Source organism: Nonomuraea sp. NPDC050783, from assembly GCF_040802095.1.
Taxonomy (GTDB): Bacteria; Actinomycetota; Actinomycetes; order Streptosporangiales; family Streptosporangiaceae; genus Nonomuraea.
This window is the reverse complement of record NZ_JBFAHK010000001.1, coordinates 711,405-731,200: the sequence shown is the minus strand read 5'-3', so window position 1 is coordinate 731,200 and position 19,796 is coordinate 711,405. Positions and strand designations below refer to the sequence as shown.

Below are 19,796 nucleotides of genomic sequence, written 5' to 3'. Positions count from 1 at the left end.
GATCCGGGAGGAGGCGTGGATGAAACGCTGGAGAACGCCTGGCACGCTGCTGCTGGTCGCGGCGCTGCTGCTGGCCTGCAGCGGCCAGCGCCCGGTGGCCGGCCCGCAGGCGGGGGCCTCGTCCCCGGCGTCGGGGCCGGCCCAGGGCGGGCGGCTGGTGTACGCGCTGAGCGCCGACGCCAACGGGTTCAACCCGGTCACCGACCAGTTCGCGGCGCAGAGCTACAGCATGGTCACCACGATCATCGAGCCGCTGGTGGCCGTGGCCGCCGACGGGAGCTGGAAGCCGTACCTGGCCGAGTCGGTCACCCCCAACGCCGCCTACGACGAGTGGACGATCAAGGTCAGGTCCGGCGTCTCGTTCTCGGACGGCATCCGGCTGACCGGTGACATCGTCAAGGCGAACCTGGAGGCGCAGAAGGCCTCGCCGCTGACGGCGGCGGTGTTCGTGCCCATCAAGTCGTTCGAGCTGGCCGACCCGATGACGGTCAAGGTCAGGCTGAGGCAGCCGTGGGTGGCCTTCCCCTACTACCTGACCACCCAGACCGGCATGATCGTGCCGCCCGCCTCCCTCGCCGACCCCAGGACCGCCAGCCTCAAGCCGGTCGGCACCGGGCCGTTCCTGTTCAAGGAGTACGTGCCGGACAACCGGTTCGTCGTCGTCAAGAACCCGCACTACTGGCGGCAGGGGCTGCCGTACCTGGACGAGATCGAGTTCCGCGTCCTGCCCGACAGCCAGACCCGGGCGCAGACCCTGGAGGCCGGCGGCGTGGACGCCATCGGCACCTCCCGTGACGAGGACCTCACCAAGTTCGGCGCCATGAAGGACGCCTACACCGTGCACCGGGCCGAGGGGATGGCGGTCGCCGAGTACTTCTTCCTGCTCAACACCGCCGTCCCCCCGCTGGACGACGTACGCGTCCGCCGGGCGCTCGCCCACGCCACCAACCGCAAAACGGTGATCTCGACCCTGCGCGGCGGCCTGACCGAGCCGGCCGACGGCCCGTGGTCGAAGGACTCGCCCTGGTACGCCCCCGGCGGCTACCCCGACTACGACCCCGCCAAGGCCGCCGCCCTGATCAAGGAGGTCGAGGCGGAGAAGGGCCCGGTCCGCTTCGAGCTGATCTCCACCCCCGACCCCAACACCATGCAGGGCATCGAGCTGGCCCAGGACATGTGGCGCAAGGCCGGCGTCGAGGTGACGATCAGGCAGGCCGACCAGGCCGACCTGATCAACCGCGCGATCACCGGCAACTACCAGGCCACCGTGTGGACCCAGTTCTCCGCCCAGGATCCCGACGGCGAGTACATCTGGATGCACCAGGCGTACGCCAAGCCCGTCGGCTCCATCTCGCTCAACATGTCCAGGCTCAAGGACGACCGGCTCAGCAAGGCCCTCGACACCGGGCGGGTCAGCCCCGACCCGGCCACCCGCAAGCAGGCGTACGCCACCGTGCAGCAGCGCCTGCGCGAGCTGGTGCCGTACGTGTTCGTCGACCATCTCGACACCGGCGCCGTGGTGGCCAGGAGCCGGGTGCAGGGCATCGGCGAGCACACGCTGCCCGACGGCGAGAAGGGGCTGCCGCTGACCGGCTCGCCCATCCCGTACCACCCGTTCGCGCAGATCTGGGTCACCCAGCGGTGATCGTCGTCCACCGGCTGGTCCGGCTCCTGGTGGTGCTGCTCGCGGTCACCTTCCTGTCCTACGCCCTGCTCACCCTGCTGCCCGGCGACCCGGTCACGCAGATCCTGGGCCTGTCGGCGACGGAGGAGGCCCGCGAGCAGGTACGCCGGGAGCTGGGCCTGGACCAGCCGCTGCTGGTGCGCTACCTCGACTGGCTGGGCGGGCTCGCCACCGGCGACTTCGGGCACTCCTACATCACCCGCATGCCGGTCGCCGACGAGCTGGCCGGGCGCCTGCCGGTCACGCTGGAGCTGCTGGTCGCGGCGCAGCTCGTCGCGCTCGGCGGCGCGATCCCGCTGGGCGTCGCCGCCGCCCGCCGCGCCGGGCGCGCCCTGGACCAGGCGCTCACCGCCCTCAGCTTCGCGCTGCTGTCCACGCCCGTGTTCGTGCTCGGCGTGCTGCTCATCCTGGTCTTCGCGGTGACCTGGCAGGTGCTGCCCGCGACCGGGTGGACGCCGATCTCGCTGGACCTGGGCTGGAACCTGACCTCGGTGATCCTGCCGGCGCTCACGCTGGGCTGCGGGCAGCTCGCCGTGTACGCGCGGCTGCTGCGTACGGACCTGATCGCCACCCTCCAGGAGGACTACATCACGCTCGCCCGCGCCCGGGGGCTGTCGCCGCGCCGCATCCTGTGGCGGCACGCGCTGCGCCCGTCGGCGATCACGCTCGTCACCGCCGTCGGCCTCAACCTGGGCGCGCTCATCGGCGGCGCGGTGATCATCGAGACCCTGTTCGGCCTGCCCGGCGTCGGGCGGCTCATCGTGGACTCCATCTTCTCCCGGGACTACCTGGCCGTGCAGGGAGGCGTCGTGCTCATCTCGGTCGGCTACGTGGCCGTCAACCTCGCGGTGGACCTGGTGTACGCCGCCGTGGACCCGAGGATCCGCCGTGCTTAGGCGCCGGCCGGGGCGGCCACCCGGGCGGCGGCTGGGGCTCGGTCTGTGGCTGGCGGCCGGCTGGATCGGGCTGGTGCTGCTGGCCGCGCTGCTGGCGGACGTGCTGCCGCTCGCCCGCTTCGACGCGACGCTGGCCGGGCCGCCGCAGTCGGGCCCCTCTCTCGCGCACCCCTTCGGCACCGACGGGCTCGGCCGCGACGTGCTCAGCCGGGTCGTGCACGGCGCGCGGGTCTCGCTCGGCGTCGGCGTCGGCGCGGTGCTGCTCGGGCTGGCCGTCGGCGCGCCGCTCGGGCTGCTGGCCGGCTACCGCAGGAGGGCCGCCGACGCGGTGATCATGGCGGTCAACGACGTGGCGCAGGCGTTCCCCGCGCTCGTCTTCGCGCTGGCCGTGGTGGCCTTCGCGGGCGCGAACCTGCGCAACGTGGTCGTCGTGCTGGGCGTGCTCGGCGTGCCGTCCTGGGTGCGGCTGGTGCGCGGGGCCACGCTGAGCCAGGCCGAGCGGGAGTTCGTGCTGGCCGCCCGCGTGCTGGGCGCGCGCGACCGGCGCATCCTGTGGCGGGAGGTGGTGCCCAACGTGGCCGTGCCCGCCTCGTCGTACGCGTTCATCGGCATGGCCGTGGTCATCGTCGCCGAGGGCAGCCTGGCCTTCCTCGGCCTGTCGGTCCAGGCGCCCACGCCGACCTGGGGCGGCCTCATCAACGAGGGCCGCACGCTGATGGAGACCGCCCCGCACGTGGTGCTCGCGCCGTCGGTCGTGATGTTCCTGACCGTGTTGTCGTTCAACCTGGTCGGGGACCGGCTGCGGGCGCTCACGGACGTGCGGGAGATCGGCCTGGAGCCGGTGCGCCAGGTGAGCGCCGCCGTGCCCGCCGCGCCCCACCCCGTCCGCGACTGCCTGCTCCAGGCCGAGGAGCTGCGTACCCACTTCGTCACCCCGCGCGGACTGGTCAGGGCCGTGGACGGGGTCTCCTTCACCCTCGAACGCGGCCGGACGCTGGCCGTCGTCGGCGAGTCGGGATCGGGCAAGTCCATGCTGATCCGCTCGATCCTCGGCCTGCTGCCCGGCACGGCGGTCCGGGGCGGCACCGTCTACCTGTCCGGCGACGACCTGACCGCCCGCTCGCCCGCCGAGATGCGCTCGGTGCTCGGCCCCCGCCTCGGGACCGTCTTCCAGGACCCGATGACCGCGCTCAACCCCGTCAGGACCGTCGGCACGCAGGTCGCCGAGCCGCTGCGGGTCCACCTGCGGATGGGCCGGCGGCAGGCGCGCGAGGCGGCCGCGCGGCTGCTGGCCTCGGTCGGCATCCCCGACCCCGCCCGCGTGCTGCGCCGCTACCCGCACCAGCTCTCGGGCGGGATGCGGCAGCGGGTGACGATCGCCATGGCGCTGTCGTGCGGGCCCGACGTGCTGTTCGCCGACGAGCCGACGACCGCGCTCGACGTCACCATCCAGGACCAGGTGCTGCGGCTGCTGCACCGGCTGCGCGAGGAGCGCGACATGGCGGTGGTGCTGGTCAGCCACGACCTGTCGGTGGTGGCGCGGTGGGCGGACGAGGTGATCGTCATGTACGCCGGGCGGGTCGTGGAGCGCGGGCCGGCGGCCGAGGTGTTCGCCCGGCCGCGCATGCCGTACACCGAGGCGCTGCTCCAGGCGGCGCCCCGGCTCACCGGCCCGGCCCACCACCGGCTGCGGGTCATCCCCGGCCGGCCGCCGGACCTGGCCGACCCGCCGGCGGGGTGCGCGTTCGCGCCGCGCTGCGGGTACGCCAGGGAGCGCTGCGCCGCCGAGGCCCCGCCGCTGCTGGCGGAGGAGGGGCGCGCGTACGCCTGCTGGTACCCGTTGACGGAGGAGGCGCGGAGCATTGGCCGGTAGCGGGAGCGCGCACCTGCGGGCGCGCGAGGAGGTGCTGCTGCGGGTGGAGGACCTGGTCGTGGAGTTCCCCGCCGGGCGCGGGCGGGTGGTGAGCGCGGTGGCCGGGGTCGGTTTCGACCTGCGCAGGGGCGAGACGCTCGGCATCGTCGGCGAGTCCGGCTGCGGCAAGTCGAGCGCGGCCAGGGCGCTGGTGCAGCTGCCGCCGCCCCGCTCGGGCTCGGTGCGGCTCGACGGCCTGGAGCTGACCGCGCTGCGCGGCGAGGCGCTGCGCCGCACCCGGCGCCGCCTCCAGATGGTCTTCCAGGACCCGATCTCCTCGCTCAACCCGCGCCGCCGCGTGCGCGACATCGTCGGCGAGGGCCCGCGCGTGTGGCGCCTGCCCGGCGACCGGGTGGACGAGGTGCTGGAGGCGGTCGGTCTCGATCCGCGCACGGCGGCCGAGCGGCGGCCGCACGAGTTCTCCGGCGGGCAGTGCCAGCGCATCTCCATCGCCCGCGCCCTGATCCTGGAGCCGGAGGTGGTGATCTGCGACGAGCCGGTGTCGGCGCTGGACGTGTCGGTGCAGGCGCAGATCCTCGGCCTGCTGGAGGACCTCAAGGCGCGCTACCGGCTCACGCTGGTCTTCATCGCCCACGACCTGGCCGTGGTGAAGAACGTCAGCGACCGCATCCTGGTGATGTACCTGGGCAAGGTGTGCGAGCTGGCGCCGGGCGAGGAGCTGGTCTCCCGGCCCGCGCACCCGTACACGCGGGCCCTGATCGCCTCGATCCCCGGCGGCGGCCGGGCCCTTCCCCCGGCGGACGCGCTGATCAGCGGCGAGCCGCCGTCGCCCGTCGAGCCTCCCTCCGGCTGCCGGTTCCGTACGCGCTGCCCGCGCGCCACGGCCCGGTGCTCGCTGGAGGAGCCCCAGATCCGGCAGGTCGGCGAGGACCACTGGCTGGCCTGCCACAACCCCGCATAGAGCAGTGAGAGGAACCATGGCCATCGACTTCACCCTCGCGCCCGAGCACGAGGAGATCCGCAAGCGGGTCCGCGCCTTCATCCAGGGCACCGTCATCCCCGCCATGGAGGAGGTGAAGGAGAGCGACCGCGACGCCTACCTGCGGACCATCTTCCGGCTCCGCTCCCAGGCGAGGGCCGAGGGCCTGTGGTTGCCGCACATGCCGAAGGAGTGGGGCGGCATGGGGCTCGGGCACGTGGAGCTGGCCATGGTGCAGTCGGAGGCGGCCAAGACCCGCATCGGCCCGTGGGTGCTCAACTGCCAGGCCCCCGACGAGGGCAACATGCACACCCTGCTGCACTGGGCGACGGACGAGCAGAAGGAGAAGTACCTGCGCCCGCTGCTGGAGGGCACCCAGATGTCCTGCTTCGCGATGACCGAGCCGGAGGTCGCCGGGTCCGACCCGACCCTCATCCGGACGACCGCCGTCAAGGACGGCGACGAATGGCTCATCAACGGCCACAAATGGTTCATCTCCAACGCCCGCCGCGCCAACTTCGCCATCCTCATCGCCCGCACCGAGCAGGACGTCCCCAAAGGCACCCGCGGCGCCACCACCGCCTTCCTGGTGGACCTGCCCAACCCGGGCTGGAAGGACGTCCGCGAGGTCGAGACCATGCACGGCTCCACCGGCCACAGCGAGATCGTCATCGAGGACCTGCGCCTGCCGGACAGCGCCGTCCTGGGCGGTCGCGGCAACGGCCACCGCCTCGGCCAGTACCGCCTGGGCCCGGCCCGCCTCGCGCACTGCATGCGCTGGATCTCCCAGGCCGAGACGGCCCTGGACATGATGGTCGGGCGCGCCCTGAGCCGCTACAGTCACGGCTCCCTGCTCGCCGAGAAGCAGGGCATCCAGTGGATGATCGCCGACTCGGCGATGGAGCTCTACCAGTGCAAGCTGATGGTCCTGCACGCCGCCTCCAAGATCGACAAGGGGGAGGACTTCCGCACCGAGGTGTCGATGGCCAAGCACTTCGTCGCCAACAGCCTCAACCGCATCCTGGACCGCGCCATCCAGGTCCACGGCGCGCTGGGCTACTCGACGGACACGCCGCTGGCGAGCATGTTCCAGCACGCCCGCTGGGCCCGCTTCGCGGACGGCGCGGACGAGATCCACCAGATGCGCATCGCCGAGCGCACCATCGCCGCCTACCAGGCCACCGGCTCCACCGCCGCCGCCACCGGCGACCTCCCTCTCTGACCCTGTCCCCTCCGCCCCTCCGTCCCTTCGCCCCTTCGCCCCTTCGGCCGTCCCGGCCGGAGGGGCTTTCCCTTCTTCTCCGCCCCCGTTGCCCGCCTTCCGGCCGAATGCTAGCGTGACACGTGTAAGAAATTTATTACACACGTAACCAGCATCTGACCCATCAGCCGATGAGAGGACCCCGGCGTTGAAAGCCATCCGCCACCGCGCCTACGGCGGCCCCGACGTGCTCGAACTGCAGGAGCTCCCCACCCCCGCGCCCGGCGACGGCGAGGTCCTGGTCCGCGTCCGCGCGGCCGCGGTCAACCCGGGCGACTGGCACCGCATGAGAGGCGCCCCCTACGCCTTCCGCGCCGCGGCCGGCCTGACCCGCCCGAGGACCGGCGCCCTGGGTGCCGACCTGGCCGGCCACGTCGAAGCGGTGGGCCGCGGCGTCACCGGCTTCCGGCCCGGCGACGAGGTGTTCGGCCACGCCACCGGCGCCGGCGCCTTCGCCGAGCACGTCGCCGTCCGCCACGACGGACCGCTGCTCGCCAAGCCCGCCGCGCTCACGTTCGAGCAGGCCGCCGCCGTCCCCACCTCGGCGATCACCGCCCTGCGCGGCCTGCGCGACGTCGGCCGGGTCGGGCGCGGCCGGCGGGTGCTGGTCAACGGGGCCTCCGGCGGGGTGGGCACCTTCGCCGTCCAGATCGCCAGAGCCCTGGGCGCCGAGGTGACCGCCGTCTGCCGCACCGCCAACGCCGGCCTCGTCCGCTCCCTGGGCGCCGCCCACGTCCTCGACTACACCGAGCGGAGCTTCACGGCCGACGTACCGGCCGGCGGCTACGACGTCATCCTGGACAACGTCGGCGACCACTCCCTGCCGGCCTGCCGCCGGGCGCTCGCGCCCCGGGGGACCTACATCACCAACTCCGGCAAGGGCGGCCGCTGGCTGGGCCCCATGGGCCGCATCCTCGCCGCCAACCTCCTGTCGCTCGCCGGCCGCCGCCGGTTCGCCTCCTACATGGCCCGCCCCCGCAAGGACATCCTCGCCGCCGTCCGCGACCTGCTGGAGCGGGGCGAGCTGGCGCCGGTCATCGACCGCACGTACCCGCTGGCCGAGACCGCCGAGGCCATGCGCCACTTCGAGACCGGCCACCCGGCGGGCAAGATCGTCATCACGGTGTGACGGCGGGCGACGGCGGGTGGCCGGGGACGGTCATGGCGTCGTGGAGGCGCGCGCTCCTGGTGGTGAGGCGGAGGAGGGCGCGGCCGGCCCCTCTGGGCAGGGCGGAGACCAGGCGGGCGCCCCAGGCCAGCCCCGAGACGCCGAGACGTGAGGCGGGGACCACGGTCCTGGCCGCGCTGAGCGCGGCCGCGTGGCTGCCGCGCACGTGCCCGGCCATCGCGCGCTCGTAGGCGGGGAAGGCGCGCTCGTGATCGCCGCCCGCCCGCGCCAGCTCCCCGGCCAGCACGTACGCGCCGACCACGGCGAGGCTGGTGCTGCCGCCGACGGCCGGGCCCGGGCAGTAGCCCGCGTCGCCGACCAGCGTCACCCGCCCCCGCGACCAGGTGTCCATGCGGATCTGGCTGATCGAGTCGAAGTAGAACGCCGGGGTGCGGTCCAGCTCGTCCAGCCAGCGGTCCACCTGGGGGTGCATGCCGCCGAACGCGCCGCGCAGCAGCTCCTTCTGCCAGGGCACGTCATGGTGGTGGCCGGGCTCGCGCTCGGTCCTGAACAGGAACAACACCCGTGCGTCGCGGAGGTGCCGCGCGCCGTACATGCCGGCGGTGCGCCCGACGCCGACGTGCATGAGCAGCTCGCCGTCGAGGCCGGCGGCGCCGGGCAGGGCCAGCACCCCGAAGCAGGCGCCGATGAAGGTGCTGAAGCGGGACTCGTCGCCGAAGACGAGGCGGCGCACGTTGGAGTGCAGCCCGTCCGCGCCGACGACGAGGTCGAAGCGGCGCGGCGCGGCGTTGCCGAACCGCACCTCGCCGCCGGGCGAGATCGCGGTGATGGAGTCGCCGAAGACGTACTCGACGTCGTCGCACGTGGCGTCGTGGTAGATCTCGATCAGGTCGTCGCGCATGATCTCGACGTGCCGGCCGGAGGCGGCGCCGAAGATCTTGGAGAGGTCCACCGGGACGGGGCGCCGCGAGCCCTCCCGGTGGACGGTCATCCGGTGCGTGCCGGTGGAGCGCTCCTCGACGCGCGGGAGCACGCCCATCCGCTCGGAGATGTCCATCGCGGGCCGGAACAGGTCCACCGCGTGCCCGCCCGTCCTGCGCGGTGCGGGGGCCCGCTCCACGACGGTGACCTCGAAGCCGTGCCGGGCGAGCCAGTAGGCCAGCACCGGACCGGCGACGCCGGCGCCGGAGACGAGAACCCGCGTGGCTGCCCGCCGACCGGGCAGCGGCCCCGGGAGCGCGGGGGCGTCGCGGGGGCCGTCCATGCACCCGGGGAGCATCAGGCTCTCGGTGATCTCGGTGGTCCCGGTGCTCTCGGTGGTCTCGGTGGTCGCGGTGGTCCCGGTGCTCTCGGTGGTCGCGATGGTCTCGGGGCCGCTCGCGCGCGGCCCGCCGTCGGGAACGGTCATGAGCCCACGGTCGCCGCCGGTGACCGCCGATGTATTGGACGAATGTTCCCGCCACCGGCCGGTTAGCATGGGGCGGTGCGGACGTTCGTGCACGGCGCGGCGGTGTGGGGCGTCGCGAGCCCGGAGCGGCCCAGCCGGGTGGCCGGCGTCACCATGGCCGGGTTCCGCGTCCGCGACCTGCACACGCTCCGGATGATCCCGCACCCGGCCGTGACGCTGCTGGTGGAGTTCGGCGCCGGCGCGCCCGTCGTGGACGACGCCACCGGGTGGCGGCGGGGAAGCATCGTGGCCGGGCCCGGGGCCGGGTCGGGCGGCGCGGTCCGGGCGCGGGGCGAGAACGTCGAGTGCGTGCAGGTGCGCCTGTCCCCGGTGATCGCCGGCGCGGTCCTGGGCGTCTCCCCCGCCGAGCTCGACGGCGCCGTCGTGGCCCTCGACGACCTGTGGGGCCGGGAGGCGTCCCGGATCCGTGAGCGGCTGGCCGGCACTCCTTCGTGGCAGGAGCGCTTCGCGCTGGTCGACGCGCTGCTCGCCCGCCGCCACGAGGCCGGGCGCCCGGCCGACCCGGAGGTGGCCCGGGCCTGGCACCGGGTGGTCGGCAGCCGTGGCCGGGTCCGGGTCGACGGGCTCGCGGCCGAGGTCGGGTGGAGCCGCAAGCGGCTGTGGTCCCGGTTCCGGGCGCAGCTCGGCCTGCCGCCCAAGCGCGCCGCGAGGTTGGTCCGCTTCGACCACGCCGCCCACCGCCTGGTCACGGGCGAGGGCGCCGCCGGGGTCGCGGCCGAGTCCGGCTACGCCGACCAGTCCCACCTGCACCGGGACGTCATGGCCCACACCGGGGCCACCCCCGCGGCCGTGGCCGGCGAGCCGTTCCTCGCCGTCGATCACCTGGCGTGGCCCGGCCGCTGAATCTCACCACCAGGAGCCGGGCGGGGGACGGTCGCCCCCGGAGCCCGGCGGCTGGGGTTCGAGGTAGTGGTGCACGACCGGCAGCCACTGGTTGGCGCGCCGGTGGCGCAGCGCCGTGACGGCGAGACAGTACTTGCTCACCGGCACCGGCCGTGCCCCCAGCCCGCGCAGCACCCGGTCCGCCACCGCCCGGCCGTCGGCGGACTTCGACTCCAGGAGGACCAGGTCGCGGCGGGCGGCCACCCGGCGGTCGCCGCTCCGGCAGACCAGGCCGCTGTCGCAGGTGAGCCGGGCCGTGCCCGAGCGGTCCACCAGGGTGACCCGCCGGTAGTCGGTGGACAGCACCGGGCCCAGCGGATCGGGGGCGGTCAGGTGGAGCCGCGAGACGAGGGTGTCGCTGACGAAGTCCAGTGCCTGCCCGGTCAGAATGTGCGCGGGCGCGTCGTCGTACGGGATGCGGTGCTTGTCCGTGCCGCCCCGCGCGCCGTTGAGCTTGAGCTCCAGCCAGCTCCCGCCGCCGTCCACGTACGTGCGGGTGCGCAGCTTGAACCTGCGCCGCCGCTCCTGCCGGTGCTGCCGGAACGTGAGCAGATCGGGCGTGTCGAAGTACGTCGAGCTGTAGCGGAACTGGCGCCGCCCGGCGATGCGCAGCACGGCGAAGCGGTCGCCCAGCTCGGCGGCGAGCCGGACCATGACGTCGGCGGTCACGATGTACTTGTGGTCCACCCGGCTCATCAGCTCGGGCACCTCCTCCAGCCCGACCGGCGCCGCGCCGGCGGCCACCCCGGCGAGCACCACGCCGGCGTCCACCGTCGCCGGCGGCGTCATCGCACACCCGCCCGCGCGTGGGGCGCGACGTAGCGGACGTCCACCACCGTCACGTCGCGGACGTAGTCCACCTGTGTGACGACGCACTGCAGCACGCGCGCCCGCAGCCGGCTCTCCAGGTCGATGCGCAGCAGGTCGGGGTCGGCGTGCACGACGTCCAGCAGGACCAGCTGGTGGCGGGTGCGGCCGAGCAGGGCGGGATGGTCGGCGACGCACATCGTCGCCAGCAGGACGCCGTCGAGCGCGAGCGCGGTGAGCGGCCAGGCGGCGGCCAGGCCGTTGACCAGGCCCAGCGCGATCGCGACGAAGTAGTAGGCGATCTCCTGCTGGGTGATCTCGCTGGAACGGAGCCGGATGATCGACAACACGCCGAACAGCCCGAACCCGACCGCGATCTCGATCCGCTGCAGCAGGAGCAGCGAGACCACCGCGAAGATCCCGACGTTGAGCGCCACGTACGCGAACAGCAGGTCGCGCCGGTGATGCCGCCGGTAGTACAGGCCGTACGCCAGTATGAAGATCGCTGCGAGATCCGTCACCAAGCCGGCGACCACGACGACCGCCCCCTTCCGTAGACCCGTGGACCCGTCGGTCCGTCGCTGTTCAGCGTGCGGGCGGGCGGTGAGGTGGCCGTGAGGCGATGATGAGGGCTCTCTCATCGGGGACGGGACCGGCCGCGCCGGGGGTAAACCCCTGCGGTAGGACGGCTCCCGCCTACCGCAGAGGTTGCAGGCTCGACCAGCCGCGCGAGTGATGAGGGACCCGCGCCCTCGGGGCTACCATGCGCGGATGCGCGCAAAGGTGTTGTCGTCGCTCAGGCGGCTCGCCCGGATCCACCCCTTCCTCACCGACCTGGCCCTCGCCGTGGCGGTGACCGCCACCAGCCTGGCGTTCGCCCTCGCCTTCGCCGACGGTTCGAGCGACCCCGGCTACGCGCAGCGTCCGCTGGACGCCGCCGGCATCGGGATGACGGTCGCGGGCAACCTCGTGCTGAGCTGGCGGCGGCGCACGCCGCTGACCGTGCTGGCGATCACGTGCGCGGTGGCGGTGTCCTTCCACACGGCCGGGTACGACTGCCGGCTGAACAACTGGGGCACGCTCATCGCCCTCTACACGGTGGCCGGCCGGCTGCCCCCGGCCGTGTCGGCGCCGTGCGCGCTGGTGGTGGCGGCCTGCTGGTGGCACGCCTCGCTGCTGGCCCCCGACGACTTCACCTGGCCGAACATCGCGCAGGTGAGCGTCATGACCGGCGTCGCGTGGACGTTCGGCAACGGCGTCCGGATGCTGGCGACGCGCAACCAGCGGCTCGCCGAGCTGACCGAGCGGCTGCGCCGCAACCAGGAGGACCGCGCGCGGCGCGCCGTCACCGAGGAACGCGTGCGCATCGCCCGCGAGCTGCACGACGTGGTCGCCCACCACATGGCGGTCATCGTGATCCAGGCGGGGCTGGCCCGCTACGTGTTCACCAGCGACCCCGCCACCGCCCGGAGCGCGCTCGCCACGATCTCCGACACCGGCTCCGAGGTCATGGGCGAGATGCGGCGGCTGCTGGCGGTGCTGCGCATCGACCCGAACGGCGACCACGACGGGAACGGCGGCGGGGAGGGCGGCGGGGACCCCGCCAGCTACGACCCGACGCCCAGCCTGCAACGGCTGGACCAGCTGGTGGAGCGGGTACGCGCGGCCGGGGTGACGGTCGAGGTGACGGTCACCGGATCGGTACGGCCGCTGCCGCCCGGCATCGACCTGTGCGCGTACCGGGTGCTCCAGGAATGCCTCACCAACGTGCTCAAGCACGCCGGCCCCGCCACCGCGCGGGTCCTCGTCCACTACGGCACCGAGCTGGAGCTGCGCGTCAGCGACGACGGGCGCGGCAGGGCGGCCGCCTGCGGGGCTCCCGAGGAAGGCGGCGGGCACGGTTTGCCGGGAATGCGGGAGCGCGTCAAGCTGTACAGGGGAATGATCACGGCCGGGCCGAAGCCGGCGGGCGGGTTCGAGGTCGTGGTCACCCTGCCCCTCACGTCCCCGGGCGCGTCCCCGGACCCGGGCGACCAGCGCCCCCAGCCACGCCGCGGAGAGCCGTAGACATGATCAGCATTCTCGTCGTCGACGACCAGGTCCTCATCCGCGCGGGGCTGGCGGCGCTGATCCGCGCCGCGCCCGACCTCGACGTCGTCGGGGAGGCCGCGACCGGCGACGAGGCCGTCGCCCTGGCCGCCCGCACCCGGCCCGACGTGATCCTGATGGACATCAGGATGCCCGGCATGAACGGCGTCACTGCCACCGAGCGCATCCTGTCGGGTGGGGATGAGCACCGCCCCCGCGTCCTCATCCTGACCACCTTCGACCTCGACGAGTACGTCTACGACGCGCTGCGTGCCGGCGCCTCCGGCTTCCTGCTCAAGGACACCCCGCCCGAGCGGCTGATCGCGGCCGTCCACACGGTGGCCTCCGGTGACATGTTGTTCGCGCCCAGCGTGACCCGGCGGCTGATCGAGGCGTACACCTGCCGGTCCGGCCCGGCCGCCCCGCCCCATCCTCCCGCGCTGGCCCTGCTCACCGCCCGCGAGACCGAGGTCCTCACGCTGGTGGGGCAGGCGCTGTCCAACGCGGAGATCGCGGAGCGGCTGCGCGTGAGCGAGGCCACGGTCAAGACGCACCTCAACCGGGCCATGACCAAGCTCGACCTGAGCAGCCGGGCGCAGGCGGTCGCCCTGGCGTACGAGACGGGGCTCGTCACGCCAGGGCGGCAGGCCGGTCCGGTGGGCTGAGCGCCTACCGGCCGCAGGCGCCGCGCAGGTTGTAGAACCAGGACAGGTACGCGCTGTGCACGTCGCGGCCCGCGATCCGCAGCATGGAGTCGTCGGAGTTCTCCAGCGTGGTGAAGTTCGCGCTGCCCGTGTAGACGCGGGGGGTGATGTCGTCGCCGTAGGAGCCGTCGATCATCATGATCTTGGTGTGCGTCACCACCGAGCGGTCGCCCACCGCGAACCGGCAGGGCGTGACCTGGATGGACTTGCCGTTCGACGCCTTCGCCGCCAGGCGTTCCCTGATGGCGGAGGTGACGCCGTCGCCGTCGTAGAACACGACGTCGATCCAGCAGTTCTCGCCGCGCAGCCGCAGCAGCTCGTCCGCGATCTCCCTGCGGCTGGAGTTGAAGGCGGTCAGGGCCAGGCGGATGTCGCTCTGGCGGGTGACGCCGCCGGCGTCCTTGTAGCTGCACTTGACCTGCTTCAGCACGTTGACGATCGGATCGCCGCTGGAGGAGCTGCGCGGGAAGAAATGCCCCTGGTAGGTGGAGCCGGTGGGGGTCGTCCAGAAGTAGTCGGGGTCGACCGGCTGCATGCGCCGGGCCCGCAGGTCCTTGAAGTACGTGACGTAGCCGTCGTAGACCACGGCGTCGCGGAGCGTGAAGGCGTCGTTGTACGAGTTGTACAGGTACCAGTCCGACAGGTTGGACGAGGTCTGGAAGACGACCTTCGAGTAGGTCACCCCGCCGGCGACCACGCTGGAGAAGGCGGCGAACTTGGCGTGCAGGTAGTTCCGGGCGATGCAGCCCCGGTCGGCGCTCTCGTCCGGGTACTCGCAGCGCACGGCCCACGAGCCGGCCGTCTCGTCGGTGCCGAGGGCCGTGCTGAGCCGGCCGAAGACGGCGTCGTTGCGGCCGTCGTCCTGGCTGTCGAGGATGACCTGCACGTCGACGCCCCTGCCGTGCGCGGCCACCAGCTCCGAGGCCACCTCGCTCGACCGGTCGCCGGGGACGAACTGGTGCATGGCGAAGCGGATCTCGCCGCCCGCCGGCACCGCCTTGATGAGCCTGATCAGCTGGTCCATGACGGCCGACTGCCTGGCGCTCGGGCTGTGGGCGGCGCCCGAGTCCGCGGTGGGGTCGTTGAACACCGGGGCGTTCATGACCGGCGGCCCGGTGACGGCCGCTCCGGCGGCGGGGGCCGGCGCGACGGCCAGGTATAACGCCAGGGAGAGCGCGATGGCGGCGAATCGCTTCACGGTCGTCCTCAGGTGTGGTCGCGGCCTCAGGTGTGGTCGCGGTCGGCGTTGGAGGTGCAGGCCGCGAAGGACGTGTCACGGATGTCCCGCAGGTTGTCGATCGACATCCAGCCCTGCGTCCTGGTGCCCTTCACCCGGGCGTAGACCCAGCGGTGGCCGTACTTGTTCCTCGTCCAGCAGTGGAAGTAGAGGACCCGGCCGGCGCGGACGCCGGCCACCGTGACACACTTTCCGCCCGCGTACGGCCCGCTCTTGAGGTTGTAGGTCCCCCTCATGACACCCCAGCCGTCGTCCAGGTTGGCGACCGGCGGGGCCGTGCAGGACTGCGGCTCCGGCGTCGCCTCCGCGACCGCGCCGCCCTGCATCACCAGGACGGCGATCGCCGCGCCGCTCAGGAACGTACCGGTGAACCTGCTGGTGAACCTCATGTCGTCATGACCCCCATCGGTGACCCGAAACGGGGACCAGTGTCCCGGTGGACCGCCGCGCGAGGCGTCAACCCACCGGTTGAACCCTGACCGCCCGCGCCGTACGCCCTGCGTTGCAGGGGTAAACCTGCGCGGTATGCCACGGCACGCGGACTGCCCTCACGGCGCGGCGGCCTTCAGGCGGTAGCCGGTGCCGCGGACCGTCTCGATGCGGCCGGAGCCGATCTTGCGGCGGAGGTAGCGGACGTACACGTCCACGACGTTCGAGCCGGGGTCGTAGTCGAAGCCCCACACGTGGCTCAGCAGCTGCTCGCGGGTCAGCACCTGGTCGGGGTGGCGGCAGAAGATCTCCGCCAGCGCGAACTCCCGGGTGGACAGGTCCACCGCGCGGTCGGCGACGTAGGCCCGCCGGGCGCGCAGGTCGAGGGAGAGGTCCGACACGCGCAGCACGGTGACCTCCGGCGTCCGGTCGGGACGCAGGCGCAGGCGGACCCGGGCCAGCAGCTCCTCGAAGGCGAAGGGCTTGGCGATGTAGTCGTCCGCGCCGCCCTCCAGCCCGGCCACGGTGTCGCTGACGCTGTCGCGGGCGGTCAGGATGATCACCGGGATCGTCACCCGGGACTCCCGCAGCCGCCGCAGCACGGTGAAGCCGTCGCTCAGCGGCAGGCCGAGGTCCAGGATGAGCAGGTCGAAGCCGCCGGTGCAGGCCAGGTCGTACGCGCCGGGCCCGTCGCCCACCACGGCGGTGACGAAACCGTTGGCGCGCAGCCCCTTCTCCACGAAGGAGGCGATCCTGGCCTCGTCCTCAGCGATCAGAATGCGGTTCACCCAACCTCCAGAACTCCCACAGCGGCAGCGTCATGACGAAGCAGGCGCCGCCGCCCGGCGCCTCGGTCACCCGCACCCCGCCGCCGTGCGCCCTGGCGATGGAGCGCACGATGGCCAGGCCGAGGCCGGCGCCGTCGTGGGTGCCGGTGCGGCCGGCGCCGCGGACGAAGCGCCCGAAGATGCGCTCGCGGTCGGCGGGCGGCACGCCGGGGCCGCTGTCGCGTACCCACAGGTCGATCGAGCCGTCGCGGACGGCCGAGCCCACGGCGATGAGGTCGCCGTCGCGCGTGTGGCGCACGGCGTTGGCCACGAGCTGCATGAGCGCCTGCGTGAGCCGCTGCCGGTCGGCGGGCAGCCGGGCCTCGGCCACCTCGTCCACCCGCCACTGGCGATCGCCCAGCGCCCGCGCCTTGGCGACCACGCTGACGGTGAGGTCGGCCAGCTCGACGTGGTCGATCGCCAGGAACCCCGGCTGCTCGGCCTTGGCGAGCGTGAGCAGGTCGTCGACGATGCGGTTCATGCGGTCGAGCTCGTCGGTGACCAGGGCCAGCGTCTCGGCGCGGTCGGCCGGGTCGTCGCCCATGAGCTCCAGGTGGCCGCGGATGACGGTGATCGGGGTGCGCAGCTCGTGCCCGGCGTCGTCCATGAAGTGCCGCTGCACGACGAAGGCCCGCTCCAGCCGGTCGAGCATGTGGTTGAACGTGGCGGCCAGCGCGGCCACGTCGTCGTCGCCCGGCACGTCGAGGCGGCGGGTCAGGTCGGAGGAGCCGGTGATCTGCTCGGCGGTCTGGCTGATGATCCGGACGGGCGCCAGCACCCGCCCGGCCACGAACCACCCTGCCGCCCCGGCCAGCGCCGTCGCCGCCACCGCGGACCCGCCGAGCACCCGCATCGCGTCCGCGATCTCGCCGCGGTGGAGGTCGTAGAAGACGGCCGCGACGAACTGGGCGGAGCGGGGGTCGCCGGCCACGGTGACGGGGATGACGGCGTACTGGACCGTCCCCTCGGGGGTCTCGGTCGCACCCCGGTACGGCCGGGTCGCCGTGGCCATCCGCGCCACCAGGACGTGGTCGGTGTCGAGGCGCGCGGGCGGCGGGAGCGCGCTGATCCTGTGGGCGCGGCCCTCGACGATGCTGAAGAACGTCTCCCACCGGTCCGGCGAGTTGATCGCCAGGTAGCCGGTGAGCAGCTCCGCCACGTCGGTGACCGGGCGGCCGGTGCGCGGATCGACCGCCGTGGGCGCGTAGCGGCGCAGCTTCTCGGCCTCGTTCTCGAACTCCAGCCGCATCCGGTTGTCCAGGCGGGTGAGCAGGACGGTCCAGGTCGCGAAGATCGACACGGCGAGGGCGAGGCCGACGACGGCGAGCATCCAGCCCACGATCCGGGCACGGGCGCTCACCCGCACGGCTCCTCCCCGCCGCGCGCGCTCGCCCGATCAGTCGTCATCGCCACCGCCCGGCCCGTCGTCGCCCGGCCCGTCGTCATCCGGCCCGTCATCGCCCGGCCCGTCGTCCGCGTCGCTGTTGCCGGAGCCGACGCCCGCGTCGCTGTTGCCGGAGCCGACGCCCGCGTCGTCGTTGCTGGGGCCGCTGCCCGCGTCGTCGTGGCGGGCGCCGCCGCCCGCCGAGCCGCCGGGCCGGGGCGCGGGCAGCTTGACCGGTTCAGCGGTCATCACCTCGCGCGGGACGGACACCGCCTTCCTGGAACGTTCCACGACCTCCGGCCCGGCGGACGGCGTGGGCGACACCACGATCGGCCCGCCCAGATCGGAGCCCTTGTCGGCCGCCCGCACCCACCCCACCGACGTGAGCCCGGCCACCACCGCGCCCAACCCCAGCAGGACCACCACCGCCCGAGATCGCATGCCCTAGACCCTGCCGCCTTCCGAGGAGACCACGCTGAAACCCCGATGAGAAACCTCTCATCTCCGCCGCCGATCCGCAGGCGAAAGAAACACCACGTCACCCCGGGTGCCCGCCGCGCCGCGCCATGCGGGCCGTTCCGAAGTCCCGGGAGCCGATGGCGTTAGGCATACCGCGCCTCGGGAAGACCGCTGGGCATGCCGGAAACGACACCACCTGAGCAGAAGCAGCAGCATCCCGGCCAGACAGGTGAGATGTCCCCGCAGCCGCGCGACGAGATGCGCGACTACGTGGGCAGGAACCTGCTGGAAGGCAAGAAGGCCCTGATCACCGGAGGTGACTCGGGCATCGGCAGGGCGGTCGCGGTGGCCTTCGCCAAGGAGGGGGCCGACGTCGCGATCGCGTACCTGAACGAGCACGAGGACGCCGCCCACACCCGCAAGCTGGTCGAGGAGACCGGCCGCCGCTGCGTGTTGCTGCCCGGCGACCTGGCCGACCGCGCGCACTGCGGCTCGGTCGTCGAGCAGGCGGTGTCCGAGCTGGGCGGGCTGGACGTCCTGGTCAACAACGTGGCCTACCAGGCGCCGGTGGACAGCCTGGAGGAGCTGTCCGACGAGCAGTGGGAGCACACGTTCGCGGTCAACATCCACAGCTACTACCGCGTCACCAAGGCCGCCCTCCCCCACCTGCGCGAGGGAAGCGCGATCATCAACACCTCCTCGATCAACGGCCTGCGCGGCAACAAGTCGCTCATCGACTACGCCGCCACCAAGGGCGCGATCAACGCCTTCACCTACTCGATGGCCCAGGTCCTGGTCGATCGCGGCATCAGGGTCAACGCCGTCGCGCCCGGCCCGGTCTGGACGCCGCTGATCCCGGCGACGATGCCCGAGGAGAAGGTGGAGAGCTTCGGCCAGCAGGTGCCGATGGGGCGGGCCGCCGATCCGGACGAGATCGCCCCCTCGTACGTGTTCTTCGCCGCCAACCGCATGTCGTCGTACTACACGGGCGAAGTGCTGGCCCCGATCGGCGGCGAGACGCTGCCGGGCTGATCCCTGGCGACAGCGGGCGCGGATCGTGGCATGATCCGGGGCGTGGAGGAGGACCCTGTCACCCGCACCACCGCCGGCTACGACGACGTCGCCCCCGTCTTCGCCGAGCACACCGAGCATCCTGCCCCGGAGTTCGTCGCCTTCCGCGGGCGCTTCGCCGCGGTGCTGCCACCCGGCCGCGTGGCCGACCTGGGGTGCGGCCCCGGGCGGGACGCGGCCTGGTTCCGGGAGCGCGGGCTGAGCGTGGTCGCGATCGACCGGTCGGCCGGCATGCTCCGGCTGGCCGCCGCCCGCGGCGTGCCCGCCGTCCTGGGCGACCTGCGCCGCCCGCCGCTCGCCCCCGGCTCGCTGGCGGGGCTGTGGTCGTCGGCGGCGCTGCTGCACGTGCCCGCCGCCGAGACCGGCCCCACGTTGCGAGCCTGGGCGGCGACGCTGCGACCGGGCGGCGTGCTGGGCCTGAGCACCTCCGCCGGCGACGGCGAGAGCTGGGAGTACCACGGCTACGACACGGAGCTGACCCGCTACTTCGTCCACCGCGACCCCGACACGCTGCTGGCGGAGCTGGAATCGGCCGGTTTCGAGGTGCTGGAGCACGAGCGCACCGTCCAGCGCCGCACCTGGCTCAGCGTGCTGGCCGTACGCCGCGAGGTTTGACGA

The 19,796-nt window shown here is 73.3% G+C and carries 19 protein-coding genes; 11 read left to right on the top strand and 8 right to left on the bottom strand.

What is annotated here, in order from left to right; genetic code table 11:
- Positions 1–19 precede the first annotated feature (19 nt).
- The 6 genes from AB0H75_RS03385 (at position 20) to AB0H75_RS03360 (ending at position 7,822) form a co-directional block, all read left to right on the top strand.
- A complete protein-coding gene (locus AB0H75_RS03385; protein ID WP_367789535.1) occupies positions 20–1,645 on the top strand; it encodes an ABC transporter substrate-binding protein in 1,626 nt (541 codons plus the stop codon).
- Entirely contained in the window at positions 1,642–2,580 is a 939-nt protein-coding gene (locus AB0H75_RS03380) for an ABC transporter permease (protein WP_367789532.1), read from the top strand. Before AB0H75_RS03385 ends, AB0H75_RS03380 begins: the two co-directional genes overlap by 4 nt.
- The gene (locus tag AB0H75_RS03375; protein ID WP_367789530.1) at positions 2,573–4,453 is read left to right on the top strand and encodes a dipeptide/oligopeptide/nickel ABC transporter permease/ATP-binding protein; all 1,881 of its coding nucleotides are present in this window, start codon (positions 2,573–2,575) and stop codon (positions 4,451–4,453) included. Before AB0H75_RS03380 ends, AB0H75_RS03375 begins: the two co-directional genes overlap by 8 nt.
- A complete protein-coding gene (locus tag AB0H75_RS03370) occupies positions 4,443–5,414 on the top strand; it encodes an oligopeptide/dipeptide ABC transporter ATP-binding protein (RefSeq protein WP_367789527.1) in 972 nt (323 codons plus the stop codon). Before AB0H75_RS03375 ends, AB0H75_RS03370 begins: the two co-directional genes overlap by 11 nt.
- A 16-nt stretch (positions 5,415–5,430) precedes the next feature.
- Positions 5,431–6,654: an acyl-CoA dehydrogenase family protein gene (locus AB0H75_RS03365; RefSeq protein ID WP_367789524.1), complete on the top strand. Its 1,224-nt coding sequence runs from the start codon at positions 5,431–5,433 to the stop codon at positions 6,652–6,654.
- A gap of 187 nt (positions 6,655–6,841) precedes the next feature.
- Positions 6,842–7,822, top strand: coding sequence for an NAD(P)-dependent alcohol dehydrogenase (locus tag AB0H75_RS03360; RefSeq protein WP_367789521.1), 981 nt, complete (start codon positions 6,842–6,844; stop codon positions 7,820–7,822).
- Here the strand turns inward: AB0H75_RS03360 and AB0H75_RS03355 are convergent.
- Entirely contained in the window at positions 7,812–9,230 is a 1,419-nt protein-coding gene (locus AB0H75_RS03355) for an FAD-dependent oxidoreductase (protein ID WP_367789518.1), read from the bottom strand. The two genes, AB0H75_RS03360 and AB0H75_RS03355, sit on opposite strands and share 11 nt — an antisense overlap.
- A 75-nt stretch (positions 9,231–9,305) precedes the next feature.
- Here AB0H75_RS03355 and AB0H75_RS03350 point away from each other — a divergent pair, with 75 nt between their 5' ends.
- A complete protein-coding gene (locus AB0H75_RS03350) occupies positions 9,306–10,133 on the top strand; it encodes a helix-turn-helix domain-containing protein (protein ID WP_367789515.1) in 828 nt (275 codons plus the stop codon).
- A gap of 3 nt (positions 10,134–10,136) precedes the next feature.
- On the opposite strand, the gene AB0H75_RS03345 is transcribed toward AB0H75_RS03350, so the two are convergent.
- Positions 10,137–10,961, bottom strand: coding sequence for a polyphosphate polymerase domain-containing protein (locus AB0H75_RS03345; protein WP_367789512.1), 825 nt, complete (start codon positions 10,959–10,961; stop codon positions 10,137–10,139).
- A complete protein-coding gene (locus tag AB0H75_RS03340) occupies positions 10,958–11,500 on the bottom strand; it encodes a DUF4956 domain-containing protein (protein ID WP_367789509.1) in 543 nt (180 codons plus the stop codon). The genes AB0H75_RS03345 and AB0H75_RS03340 overlap by 4 nt, the downstream gene beginning before the upstream one ends.
- A gap of 250 nt (positions 11,501–11,750) precedes the next feature.
- On the opposite strand from AB0H75_RS03340, the gene AB0H75_RS03335 reads away from it, so the two are divergent.
- A complete protein-coding gene (locus tag AB0H75_RS03335) occupies positions 11,751–13,046 on the top strand; it encodes a sensor histidine kinase (protein ID WP_367789506.1) in 1,296 nt (431 codons plus the stop codon).
- Between the two features lie 2 nt (positions 13,047–13,048).
- A complete protein-coding gene (locus AB0H75_RS03330) occupies positions 13,049–13,732 on the top strand; it encodes a response regulator (protein ID WP_367789503.1) in 684 nt (227 codons plus the stop codon).
- Between the two features lie 4 nt (positions 13,733–13,736).
- On the opposite strand, the gene AB0H75_RS03325 is transcribed toward AB0H75_RS03330, so the two are convergent.
- The 5 genes from AB0H75_RS03325 to AB0H75_RS03305 all read right to left on the bottom strand — a co-directional run bounded on the left by AB0H75_RS03325 (position 13,737) and on the right by AB0H75_RS03305 (position 18,089).
- Positions 13,737–14,969 carry a phospholipase D-like domain-containing protein gene (locus AB0H75_RS03325; protein ID WP_367789500.1) on the bottom strand — a complete coding sequence of 411 codons (1,233 nt, stop codon included), beginning with the start codon at positions 14,967–14,969 and terminating at the stop codon, positions 13,737–13,739.
- 26 nt (positions 14,970–14,995) lie between these two features.
- A complete protein-coding gene (locus tag AB0H75_RS03320; protein ID WP_367789497.1) occupies positions 14,996–15,397 on the bottom strand; it encodes a hypothetical protein in 402 nt (133 codons plus the stop codon).
- Between the two features lie 159 nt (positions 15,398–15,556).
- Positions 15,557–16,225: a response regulator transcription factor gene (locus tag AB0H75_RS03315; RefSeq protein WP_367789494.1), complete on the bottom strand. Its 669-nt coding sequence runs from the start codon at positions 16,223–16,225 to the stop codon at positions 15,557–15,559.
- Positions 16,203–17,624 carry an ATP-binding protein gene (locus AB0H75_RS03310; protein ID WP_367789491.1) on the bottom strand — a complete coding sequence of 474 codons (1,422 nt, stop codon included), beginning with the start codon at positions 17,622–17,624 and terminating at the stop codon, positions 16,203–16,205. The genes AB0H75_RS03315 and AB0H75_RS03310 overlap by 23 nt, the downstream gene beginning before the upstream one ends.
- 36 nt (positions 17,625–17,660) lie before the next feature.
- Positions 17,661–18,089, bottom strand: coding sequence for a hypothetical protein (locus AB0H75_RS03305; protein WP_367789487.1), 429 nt, complete (start codon positions 18,087–18,089; stop codon positions 17,661–17,663).
- A gap of 195 nt (positions 18,090–18,284) precedes the next feature.
- Between AB0H75_RS03305 and AB0H75_RS03300 the strand changes: the two genes are divergently transcribed.
- Together AB0H75_RS03300 and AB0H75_RS03295 are read left to right on the top strand one after the other, a co-directional pair.
- Entirely contained in the window at positions 18,285–19,139 is an 855-nt protein-coding gene (locus AB0H75_RS03300; RefSeq protein ID WP_367789484.1) for an SDR family oxidoreductase, read from the top strand.
- Between the two features lie 42 nt (positions 19,140–19,181).
- Positions 19,182–19,793 (top strand): trans-aconitate 2-methyltransferase, encoded by a 612-nt coding sequence (locus tag AB0H75_RS03295; protein ID WP_367789481.1) that lies wholly within the window; start codon positions 19,182–19,184, stop codon positions 19,791–19,793.
- Positions 19,794–19,796 lie beyond the last annotated feature (3 nt).

Bases quoted from the DNA above. Each gene is read 5' to 3' on its own strand.
- AB0H75_RS03385 (WP_367789535.1), top strand. From the start codon at position 20: ATGAAACGCTGGAGAACGCCTGGCACGCTGCTGCTGGTCGCGGCGCTG.
- AB0H75_RS03365 (WP_367789524.1), top strand. From the start codon at position 5,431: ATGGCCATCGACTTCACCCTCGCGCCCGAGCACGAGGAGATCCGCAAG.
- AB0H75_RS03355 (WP_367789518.1), bottom strand. From the start codon at position 9,230: ATGACCGTTCCCGACGGCGGGCCGCGCGCGAGCGGCCCCGAGACCATC.
- AB0H75_RS03345 (WP_367789512.1), bottom strand. From the start codon at position 10,961: ATGACGCCGCCGGCGACGGTGGACGCCGGCGTGGTGCTCGCCGGGGTG.
- AB0H75_RS03335 (WP_367789506.1), top strand. From the start codon at position 11,751: ATGCGCGCAAAGGTGTTGTCGTCGCTCAGGCGGCTCGCCCGGATCCAC.
- AB0H75_RS03330 (WP_367789503.1), top strand. From the start codon at position 13,049: ATGATCAGCATTCTCGTCGTCGACGACCAGGTCCTCATCCGCGCGGGG.
- AB0H75_RS03320 (WP_367789497.1), bottom strand. From the start codon at position 15,397: ATGAGGTTCACCAGCAGGTTCACCGGTACGTTCCTGAGCGGCGCGGCG.
- AB0H75_RS03305 (WP_367789487.1), bottom strand. From the start codon at position 18,089: ATGCGATCTCGGGCGGTGGTGGTCCTGCTGGGGTTGGGCGCGGTGGTG.
- AB0H75_RS03300 (WP_367789484.1), top strand. From the start codon at position 18,285: ATGCCGGAAACGACACCACCTGAGCAGAAGCAGCAGCATCCCGGCCAG.